We start from the raw sequence: 10,049 nt of genomic DNA, 5'->3' as shown, positions 1-10,049 counted from the left end.
TGGTGAGTTGTCGGAGTCGGTGGTGGAGGAGCTGGCGGCGATCAAGACGGTCGACGGCATCGTCGACTGGATCGTCGAGCACACCGACCGAGCCGGCGCCGACCACTCGGCCGTGGACGACGGCCTCTCGGCCGCCGGCCCGGGCGAGCCGGCCCGGATCCCGCTGCGCCGCTTCGTCGTCGAGCCGGTGCCGCTGCCGGCCGGGCTTCCCTGGGCCGAGGCGCTCGCCGCCTCCCGGATCGGCCGGGGCGAGCCGGGAGGGCCGGGACGGCTCGCCGGCGCCCGCTTCGCCGTCGTCGAGGGCGGCCTGGGCGTTGGCCTGGAGCTCGCGGACCTGCTCGAGCAGGCCGGCGCCACCGTGCGCCTCCTCGACCCCGGCCTGGCCGACCTGGCCGAGCAGGTCACCGGCGGGGTGGGCGCCGACGGGCTGCTGTGGGTCGCCGGACTGGACGCCGCCCCTGGCTCCACGGCCGAGCTGCCGGGCGCGTTCGCGGCGCTGCGCGCGGCGGCGCTCGGCGGCACCCGCCGGCTGGTCCTCGCCAGCGGGCTCGGCGGTGACTTCGGCCGCAGGGGAGCGGCCGACGGCGTCGAGGCGGCCACGGTCGCCGGGGCCGGCTTCGCCGGGTTCGCCCGCACCCTCGCCCACGAGCTGCCCGACCTCGTCGTCCGGGTGGTCGACGTCGACCCGAAGGACGCGCCGCGCCGGATCGCCGAGTCGCTGCTCGCCGAGCTGTTCACCGAACACGCCGGGGTGGTCGTCGGCTACCGCGACGGGACCCGGCGGTCCCTGCGGGTCGTCCCCGCCGAGCTGCCCCCCGACGCGTCGGCCGTGGCGCTCGCCGGTCTCGACCGGTCCTCGGTGGTGCTGCTCACCGGCGGCGCCCGCGGCATCACCGCCAGGGTCGCGCTCGAGATCGCCCGTCGCGCCGGCGCCCACGTCGAGCTGGTCGGCCGCACCCCGCCGCCGGCCGGCAGCGAGGACCCGGCCACGGCCGGCGCCGCCGACGCCCCGGCGCTGCGCCGCGCGCTCATCGCCACCGGTCTGCGCCGGCCCGCCGAGATCGAGGCGCGCATCGCCCGGCTGCTCGCCGAGCGCGAGGTGCGCGCCACGCTCGCCGAGCTCGGCCGGACCGCGGCGAGCGTGCGCTACCACGCCGTCGACGTCCGCGACGCCGCCGCGCTGCACGCCGTCGTCGCCGACGTCTACGCCCGCCACGGCCGGCTCGACGGCGTCGTGCACGGCGCGGGCGTCCTCGAGGACCGGCTGGTGCGCGACAAGACGCCGGAGTCGTTCGCCCGGGTGTACGGCACGAAGGTCGACGGCGCGCGAGCGCTGCTCGCCGCGCTGCGCCGCGACCGGGGCTCGTCCCACCTCGGGGGGACCGAGGCGGCGGGCCCGGGCTTCGTCGTCCTGTTCGGCAGCGTCGCCGGCGTGTTCGGCAACCGCGGCCAGGTCGACTACGCGGCGGCCAACGACACCCTGGACGCGCTGGCGCACGCGCATGCCGGCGCGTTCCGGACCTTCCAGCCGGGCGGTGGCCCGGAGGGAGCCCAGGGCCGGGTCGTCAGCGTCGACTGGGGCCCGTGGCGCGCCGAGGGCGGCGGCATGGTGTCCGCCGAGCTGGAGCGCGAGTACGCGCGGCGCGGCGTCGGCCTGATCGACCCGGCCGAGGGGGTGGCCGCGCTGCTGCGCGAGCTGTCCGCGCCCGCCGGCCCGGCGCAGGTCGTCTACATGTGCGGCGAGGTGGATGCGCTCCATGGCTGACCACCCCGGCGCCTTCGATGAGCCCGTCGCGATCGTGGGCATGGCGGCGCTGTTCCCCGGCGCCGGCGGCCTCGACCGCTACTGGGCCAACATCGTCGGCGGCGTGGACGCCATCCGGGAGGCCCCGCCCGGCCGGTGGGACGACGAGTTCCACCGGCCGGAGGCCGCGTCCGCGCCGCCCCCCGGGGTCTCGCGCGCCGACCGGCTCTACACCCGCCGGGGCGGCTTCATCGACGAGCTGGCCACCTTCGACCCGACGGAGTTCGGCATCATGCCGTTCGCGGTCGAGTGGGCCGAGCCGGACCAGATGCTGGCGCTCAGGCTGGCGGCGGAGGCGATTGCGGACAGCGGTGGCCCAGACCGTCTGGGCGACCGGGAGCGGGTCGGCGTCGTGCTCGGCCGCGGTGGCTACTTCGGCCCCGGCTTCGCCCGCCTCGAGCAGCGGGTCAAGACCGCCCGCCAGGTCGCGGTGACCCTGCGCGAGGTGCTGCCGGACCTGCCCGACGAGGCGATCGAGCGGGTCCACGAGGCGTTCGTCGCGAAGCTGGGCCCGGAGCGGCCCGAGGCGGCGATCGGCCTCGTCCCGAACCTGGCCGCCTCCCGGATCGCCAACCGGCTCGACCTGCGCGGCCCCGCCTACACCGTCGACGCGGCCTGCGCCTCGTCGCTGATCGCGGTCGACGCCGGCGTGCGCGAGCTGCGCCTGGGCAGGGCGGACACGATGGTCGTCGGTGGCGCGCACGTCGTGCACGAGCCCACCTTCTGGAGCACGTTCGCGATGCTGCGGGCGCTCTCGCCGTCGCAGCGGATCCGCCCGTTCGACCTGGCCGCCGACGGGGTGCTCATCGGCGAGGGCGTCGGCATGCTCATGCTGCGCCGGCTGTCCGACGCGCGCCGCGATGGCGACCGGGTCTACGCGGTGATCCGCGGCACCGGGATCGCCAGCGACGGGCGTACCTCCTCACTGATGGCGACCGCGTCGGCCGGCCAGGCGCTGGCCGTCCGCCGCGCCTGGGCGGACGCGGGCCTCGACCCGCGTTCCCCGGGCGCCGTCGGCCTGATCGAGGCGCACGGCACCGCCACCCCGAACGGCGACGCCGCCGAGCTCGCCACCCTCACCGAGGTCTTCGGCGAGCCCTCGCCCGGCGACCGACCGATCGGGGTCGGCTCCGTCAAGTCCATGATCGGCCATACGATGCCGGCCGCCGGCGCCGCCGGTCTGATCAAGGCCGCCCTGGCCCTGCACCACCGCGTACTGCCGCCGACGCTGCACTGCGAGGACCCGCACCCCGCCTTCGCCGGCACCCGGTTCGTCCCGGTCCGCGCCGCCGAGCCCTGGCCGGAGCCGGCCGGCGGCGGGCCGCGCCGGGCCGGTGTCAACGCCTTCGGCTTCGGCGGCATCAACGCGCACGCCGTCCTGGAGGAGGATCCCGGCCGCCGGGCGCCCGCGCTGGTAGGGGGTCCTTCTGGACCCGCGCGGCCGAGGGCGGGGGTATCCGCGTCCGGCCGGGCCGGGGCGGACCGCGCGGCGACCGCCGCCGCGACGGCCGTCCCCGTGACGACCGCTCCCACGACGGCCGTCCCCGTGGCGACCGCTCCCGCGACGGCCGTCCCCGTGACGGCGGCGGCCAGTGTTTCCGCCGGGTCGGCGAGCCGGGACGTCCGCGGGCTCGAGGTGGAGCCGGTGCTGCTGCTGGCCGCGGCCACCCCGGCGGAGCTCGCCGCGGCGCTGGCCGCGCCGGACGCCGAGTTGCTCGCCCGCGACGACGCCGCCGCGCCGCCGACCGGTGGGCCGTGCCGGCTCGCGCTGGTCGCGCCCTCTCCGCGCCGGCTGGCGCTGGCGCGCACGATCGTCGCCCGCGGCACCCCGTGGCGAGGCCGTAACGATCTCTGGTTCACTCCGTCGCCGCTGCTCGCCGAGGGCCAGCTGGCGTTCCTGTTCTGCGGGCTGGAGGACAAGTTCGCGCCGCGGATCGAGGACGTCTGCGCGCACTTCGGCCTTTCGGTGCCGAACCTGGGCGAGACCGGCGTGCTCGGCGGGCACGGGCGGGCGAGCATCGAGGTCGGCCGGGTGCTCGACGCGGCGCTGCGCCGGCTCGAGATCACCCCCGACCTCGTCGGCGGGCACAGCATCGGCGAGTGGAACGCGATGATCTCGGCGGGGATGGTCCCGACCGACTTCGTCGAGGAGTTCCTCGACGGCTTCGACCCGTCGTCGATCGAAGTCCCCGGCGTGTGCTTCGGCGCGGTCGGCTGCGGCGTCGAGGAGGTCACCCGGGCGATCGACGGCCTGCCCGACATCGTCATCTCGCACGACAACTGCCCGCACCAGTCGGTGATCTGCGGGCGGGAGGCGAGCGTGACCGAGGCGCTCACCCGGCTGCGGGCGACCGGCGTGCTCGGCCAGGTGCTGCCGTTCCGGTCCGGCTTCCACTCGCCGTTCCTGCGTCCCTACCTGGACCGCTCGCCGCTGGCCGCCATGCCGCTGCGGCCCCCGGCCGTCCCGGTCTGGTCCGCCACGACCACCGAGCCCTACCCCGCCGAGCCAGCGGCGATCCGCGACCTGGCCGTGCGCCACCTGCTCGAGCCGGTGCGGTTCCGCCAGCTCACCGAGCGGCTGCGCGCGTCCGGCGTCCGGATGTTCCTGCAGGTCGGCGTCGGCAGCATCGCCGGTTTCGTGGACGACACGCTGGCGGGCCAGCCCGACCACATCACCGTCGTCTCGAACACCCCGAAGCGTTCCGGGCTCGACCAGCTCCGCCGGGTCGCGGCCGCGGTCTGGGCCGAGGGCGGCGCGCCCCGCCTCGACCTGCTGCCGCGCCGGCACCAGCCGGCCGTCACGTCGGCGCCGGCGGTCCCGGCGGCCGGCGAGCCGGCGCGGGTCGCGGCACTCGCGCCGGCGACTACCACCGCCCCCACCGCTTCTACCGCCCCCGCCGCCGCCCCGGCCAGGCGCGTCGGGCGTCCGATGCTGCTGCGGCTGGGCTCGCCGATGGTCCGGCTCGGGCCGGACGCCGCGACGCTGCTGGGGGACGCGGCGCCAGCCGCCCGGTCCGCGCCCGCTGATCCCGCTCCCGCCGTGGCCGTCCCGGCCGTGCCCGCTCCGGCCGTGCCCGCGGCGCGCGCCGGATCCTCGCCGCCCCCGCGGCCGGCCGCCGTGGCCGACCATCCGGTGCTCGCCGAGCTCGGCCTGGCGCTCGCCGAGACGAAGGCGGTGCTGGCGGACGTCCAGGCCCGTGTCGAGGCGCGCTGGGCCGCCGCGCCGCCACCCGGCCGGGTGGCCGTGGCCGCGCCGCCCGCGGCCCGCACGCCCGCCGTGGGTGGCCAGGGCGGCCAGGGTGGCCCGTCGGGACACCCGAACGGTTCCCACCGCGCGCACGGCTCGAACGGCGCGGCCGTCGCCGGCCGCGCCGCGTCGGGCGCGGGTGCCGCGGCCCCGGGCACCGGTCCCGGCGCGCGCGCTGCCGGCGGGATCGGGCCGATCTCCCGGACGGTGCGCCGCACGTTGTCGCTCGCCGACCTGCCGCACGTCATCGACCACTGCTTCTACCGGCAGCCGCCGGGCTGGACGGACCTGTCCGACCGGTTCCCGGTGATGCCGATGACGGCCGTCCTGCAGATGATGATCGACGAGGCTCGCGCGCTGCAGGCCGCCCGCGTTGGGCCCGCCGGTCCGGGGGGAACCCCGCGCGAGCGGGTGGTCGTCGCCGTCCGCGACGTCCGGGCGCTGCGCTGGGTCGCGATCGAGCCGCCGGTCGAGGTGACGATCACCTGCACCGAGCTGCCGGACGGGGCCGTCAGGGTCGCCATGGACGGCTATGCCCGGGTGACCGTCGTGTTCGCCGACGACTACCCGCCCGCGCCGGCCAGGACCTCGTCGACGGCCGACCTGCCGCCCGACGGCCGGCTGCCCGGCGAGACGCCGTCGCCGCACCAGGCGGCCGAGCTCTACGGCGGGCGGTGGATGTTCCACGGCCCGAGCTACCAGGGCATCACCCACGTCGACGGGATCGCCCCGCTCGGCGCCCGCGGCCAGCTCGTGGTCACCGGGGCGCCCGGCGCGCTGCTCGACACGATCGGCCAGCTCTACGGCTACTGGGCGACCCAGCACCTCGACGTCGATTCGCTGCTGCTTCCGCAGGCGGTCACCGAGATGCGCTTCTACGGGCCTGACCCGGCCGCGGGGGCGCGGATGTCCTGCGTGACGCGGATCCGCGACATCGCGGCCAAGACCGTCACCGCCGACCTGGAGGTCCGGGCGGCGGACGGCACGGTCTGGGCCGAGGTCACCGGCTGGACCGACCGGCGGTTCACCGCGAACGCCTGGCTGTGGCTGCTGATGCGCGACCCGGAGCGCAACACGGTCGCCGAGCCCCGCCCGGACGGGTGGGTGGTGGTCCCGGACTACTGGCGCGACATCGCCTCCCGCGAGCTCGTCGTCCGCCATTTCCTGGACGCGTCGCGCCGCCAGGTGCTCACCGGCAAGAACCCGCGGGCGGCCCGGGAGTGGCTGCTCGGCCGGATCGCCGCCGCCGACGCGGTACGCCGCTGGCTGTGGTCGCGCGGCGCCGGTCCTGTCTGGGGCATCGAGGTCGCCATCGGCAACGACCCGTCGGGTCGCCCGTTCATCGCCCAGGTGCCGGACCGGCCCGGCATCCCCGCCGGCCCGCTGCCCGCCCTGTCGATCGCCCACAAGGTCGATCTCGCGGTCGCCCTGGTCGACACCGAAGGTGACGTCGGCATCGACCTGGAGACGGTCGCGGCGCGCACCTCCGGCGTGCTGGACGCCGGCCTCACCCCCTCCGAGCGCGCCCTGCTCGCCGAGCTCGCCGGGGAGACGGGGACCTCCCGGCGGACCGCCGGGGCCGGCGCCGCCGATCCGGAAGGATCCCCGGGCGAGGCGGGGGAGCTGGCGCGGGCCGCCTGGTTCGCCCGGATGTGGGCGGCCAAGGAGGCGGCGGCGAAGGCCGACGGGACCGGTCTGCAGGGCCGGCCACGCCGCTTCGTCATCGACCGGGTCGTACCGGCCGGTGCCGGCGACTCCGACTCGGACGCGGACCTCGCCGTCGAGATCGGCCTCGACGTCGGGCCTCGGTCCGGGACCGTCGTCGGGGCGGACCAGGCGATGGTGGACGGCATCAAGTCGCTTCCGCCGCGTCCGGCCGACGCCGGCCACGCCGCCTCACCGTTGTTGCTGCGGGTGACCATCCTGCCGGCGGACGCTGGCGACGACGACGATGGCCCGGCCGCGTCGGTTGTGGCCGAGCACGCGCGCCGACGTTGGGTAGCGCTGCGTACCGTCGATGGCATGGGCCGGGTACGGCGGGAGACGGGCGGGGCCGACCCGGCGCGGATCGGTGACCACGTCGTCGCCTGGACGTCCCCCGCGGTCGAGCGGGCCGCTCGCGCCCGCCGCCCCCGCGACCGGTTAGGCCCGTCCGCCGCGGCCGATCCCGCGGGCCCGGCCACCCCGGCGGAGCCGACGTAGGAGGTCGGCGTTGTAGGAGGCCCGTGGCCGCCTGTCCCCGCACCGAGCACCCGTGACAAAGGAGCAGACACGAATGACCATGCAGGACACCCGCCGTCCGGCTGACCCGGCGCTGGATGCCCTCGACACGCGGATCCTCGGCGAGGTCGCCGAGATGCTGCGAGAGGTGATCGGGGAGGAGTACGTGGTGGACATGGAGATCACCATGGACACCTCGTTCAACGAGGACCTCGAGCTGGAGAGCATCGAGTTCGTCACGCTCGCGGACCGGATGCGCGTCACCTACGGCGACATGGTCGACTTCGTCGGCTTCCTGGCCGAGATGGACGTCGACCGAGTGATCAACATGCGGGTCGGCGAGGTCGTCCGCTTCATCGCCGACTCGCTGCGTGCCCATGAGCCCGCGCCTGGCGCCTGACGGCATGGGCGGGCCGGCGCCGTCGCCGACGGCGCGCCCTCGTGTCGAGTCCCGTTCGCCCCGGTTCGTCCGGCCCGTCGCCGGCCCTGCCGGCGTGGCTGGTAAGACCAGAGACGAGCTGGGGGCGCCGGTGAGAGGCACGGAACCGGCGCGCCCGGCGAGGTCGGCGCCCCCGAACGGCGCGCCGAGGAAGGAGTCCGACCGTGGCTGAGGTCGTCGCGAACGGCGTGCGCCTGCACGTCCAACGGCTCGCGCCGGCGGGCGGGCCGCGGCCCGACGCCCCGGTTGTCGTCATGCTGCACGGCATGGTGATCGACAACCTGGCGAGCTTCTACTTCTCCCTCGGCAACGCGCTGGCCGACGCCGGGTGCGAGGTCGTCTGCTACGACCTGCGCGGGCATGGCAAGAGCGAGCGCACCCCGAGCGGCTACGGCATCGCCAACGCCATGGCGGACCTGACGGCCCTGCTCGACGAGCTGGGCATCGACCGGCCGGTCCATCTGGTCGGCAACAGCTACGGCGCCACCCTCGGGCTGACCTATGGCGTGGAGCACGCCGAGCGGGTCGCGAGCCTCACCCTCATCGAGCCGCCATTTCGCATCGAGGGCCTGGGCGAGGAGATGGCGCGCTCGCTCACCCAGGTGCTGGCCGCCATCTCCGACGAGGAGGTCGAGGAGTGGCTCGCCTTCAGCGCGGGGCGGGCCGTCGGCCGGATCATGCGCTCGGCGCAGTCGCTGCTGCGGGACACCACGATCTCCGAGGACATGCTGGCGACGACGCCGTTCTCGCCCGATCGGCTGCGCACCCTTCCAGTACCGGTGCTCGCCGTCTACGGCGGCAACTCCGAGATCATCGAACAGGGTGAGGGCCTGGCCAACCTCGTGCCCGACTGCACGCTGGTGGTGCTGGAACACCACACCCACATGGTGCTGCGGGAAGCCGTCGACTACCTGCGCGAACTGCTGCGCTGGTGGCTGCTGCGCCGCGACGAGCCGATACCGGTCCACGAGTTCCGCGGCGGCAAGACGTTCGAGCTGGCGGACTGGGTGCTGAACCGGACCGTCCCGACGGACCTCAACGCCGAGCGCCGCGCCGCCGAGGCGACCCCCGCCGGGGCAACCTCCCAGGCGCCCGCGGCGTCTGGTGCATCGGCCGGGGTGTCGGGCGAATCGTGAGGGCGCGTCGGCTGGGATACTGGTCCGTAGGCCACGCCGGTGCGCGTGGTCTCGGGCCAAGGCCGAACCCTCGGGAGTGATCAGGGCGTGGGTCGCATCCTGTTCGTCGTCCCGCCGCTGGCAGGGCACGTCTACCCGGCTGTCGGGATCGCCGGCGAGCTAGCCGACCGCGGGCACGAGGTCGCCGTCGCCGGCCACGCCAGCGTCGTGGGTCCTCTGGTGCCCGCGCCGTTGCGGCTCATCGAACTGCCTGAGGACATCACCGCCATGCAGCGGGCCGAGATGGAGGAGAAGTCGCGCCTCCAGCGCGGCACCGGCTCCTTCAAGTTCCTCTGGGAGGACTTCCTCCTGCCGCTGGGCGCCGCGATGGCCCGGGATCTCGAGCCGGTCGTCGACGACTTCCGTCCCGACGTCGTCGTCGTCGACCAGCAGGCCTTGGGGGGCGCGCTGCTCGCCCGTCGCCGTGGGCTGCGCTGGGTGACGCTCGCGACCACGTCCGCCGAGTTCGACAACCCCTACGGGGTGATCGCGTCCGTCGGCCAGTGGGTCGTCGAGCGGCTGCGCGCGTTCCAGGTCGACGCCGGTGTCCCGCCCGAGGAGGCGGCCAGCGGCGACCTGCGCTTCGCCGACCTGCTCACCCTCGTCTGCTCGGTCACCGGCCTGTTGCGCACGCCGGACGCGGTCGCGGCGCTGCCGCCGCACACCGTCTTCATCGGCTCCGCCGCCGGGCTGCGCCAGCCGTCGGCCGACTTCCCCTGGTCGTGGCTGGACCCGGCGCGCGCCCAGGTGCTGGTCTCGCTGGGCACGGTCACCAGGGAGGCCGGCGGGCGGTTCCTGCGGGTCGCCACCGAGGCGCTCGCGCAGATGACCGACCGCGTGCAGACCATCGTCGTCGCCCCGCCCGGCATCGTCGACGACCTGGCCGAGGCGGCCCCGCGAGACGTGCTGGTCCGCGGCCAGGTGCCGCAGCTGGAGCTGATGGGGCGGCTGTCGGCGGTCGTCTGCCACGCCGGCAACAACACCGTCTGCGAGGCGCTGTCGAGGGGCGTCCCGCTGGTCGTCGCGCCGGTGCGCGGCGCCCCCCCCGGGGTAGGCCCCCCCGGGGCCCCCGGCCCCGCCGGGCGGGGGCGACTCCGGTCCCCACGGCGCCGGCCGGCCCGCCCAGCACGTCCTCGTCGCCGAGGCGGACGCCGTCCAGCCGGA

The 10,049-nt window shown here is 76.2% G+C and carries 5 protein-coding genes; all 5 read left to right on the top strand.

Annotation, left to right across the window (positions count from 1 at the left end):
- Positions 1-1,765: SDR family NAD(P)-dependent oxidoreductase (locus tag I6A81_RS42800; RefSeq protein ID WP_238430612.1), on the top strand; the 1,765-nt coding region annotated here is incomplete at its 5' end.
- On the top strand, positions 1,758-7,253 hold the full coding sequence (locus I6A81_RS00320) for a type I polyketide synthase (RefSeq protein ID WP_238438176.1): 5,496 nt from the start codon (positions 1,758-1,760) through the stop codon (positions 7,251-7,253). The genes I6A81_RS42800 and I6A81_RS00320, both read left to right, overlap by 8 nt.
- 73 nt (positions 7,254-7,326) lie before the next feature.
- Positions 7,327-7,671, top strand: coding sequence for an acyl carrier protein (locus tag I6A81_RS00315; protein WP_203007950.1), 345 nt, complete (start codon positions 7,327-7,329; stop codon positions 7,669-7,671).
- A gap of 203 nt (positions 7,672-7,874) precedes the next feature.
- Entirely contained in the window at positions 7,875-8,846 is a 972-nt protein-coding gene (locus tag I6A81_RS00310) for an alpha/beta fold hydrolase (protein WP_203007947.1), read from the top strand.
- Positions 8,847-8,933: 87 nt separating this feature from the next.
- Positions 8,934-10,049: glycosyltransferase (locus I6A81_RS00305; RefSeq protein ID WP_203010059.1), on the top strand; the 1,116-nt coding region annotated here is incomplete at its 3' end.

Source organism: Frankia nepalensis (assembly GCF_016786325.1).
GTDB classification, from domain to species: Bacteria; Actinomycetota; Actinomycetes; order Frankiales; family Frankiaceae; genus Pseudofrankia; species Pseudofrankia nepalensis.
Note: the sequence above shows the minus strand (reverse complement) of the source record. Positions and strands in the feature narration are given on the sequence as shown.

What these genes read in the sequence shown, in the direction of transcription:
- I6A81_RS00320 (WP_238438176.1), top strand. Translation starts at nt 1,758, where the DNA reads ATGGCTGACCACCCCGGCGCCTTCGATGAGCCCGTCGCGATCGTGGGC.
- I6A81_RS00315 (WP_203007950.1), top strand. Translation starts at nt 7,327, where the DNA reads ATGACCATGCAGGACACCCGCCGTCCGGCTGACCCGGCGCTGGATGCC.